The 616-nt window shown below is 37.0% G+C and carries 1 protein-coding gene; it reads right to left on the bottom strand.

All coding sequences use genetic code 11. The features are described from left to right. A partial coding sequence (locus ACMHKJ_RS19360) for a DUF6708 domain-containing protein (protein WP_413496483.1) occupies window positions 1–286 on the bottom strand: 286 nt, incomplete at its 3' end. Window positions 287–616: the final 330 nt, after the last annotated feature.

The raw sequence follows: 616 nt of genomic DNA, 5'->3' as shown, positions 1-616 counted from the left end.
ATTCAACACCCTCTTCCATATAACGCCGGATAAACTCCCAGTGCGGAATAAGATCTTCTTTGTATATATCTGACTCAGGTAAACAAAAGGTATCAATAATCGTTTTTTTGTCGTCACTGAGAATATGACCACTCAGATAATACCCCTCAGTAGGCGCTTTAAACCGCCCAAGACCTGAGGTAAAATAAATAGTATCCCATGGTGCCGATATAATCGTACCATCGGTCCGGAAAGCATATACCATCCGTGTTTTCCGGTTAAATCGGATCGGATAGTGTGTTCTCATAAAACATTCCCGCTTTATATGCAGAAAACAGACATAATACATAGGAAGTAACATCAATTGTATCAAACATAAAAACATAATAGAGAACAAACCATTATTTGGTCTCATTAGGATGAAACTTACAGTCGTATATATTAAAAGACCAATTCCCATAAATGAAATTAAGCTCATCCATCCTTTGCTGCAATAATACTTATCTATAACCTCCATATAATTTGAATTTATTTTGATCACATTTAGACAGGGGCCTAATTTTTCATCCGGTATATCTATACGCTCATGTTGCAACAGCGGGTTTTCCTGCTCCTGCTTATTCAGCTCTCGGTTAAT

The organism is Morganella psychrotolerans (assembly GCF_965118875.1).
Taxonomy (GTDB): Bacteria; Pseudomonadota; Gammaproteobacteria; order Enterobacterales; family Enterobacteriaceae; genus Morganella; species Morganella psychrotolerans_C.
The sequence above is the reverse complement of the archived record's forward strand: the minus strand, read 5'-3'. Positions and strand labels throughout refer to the sequence as shown.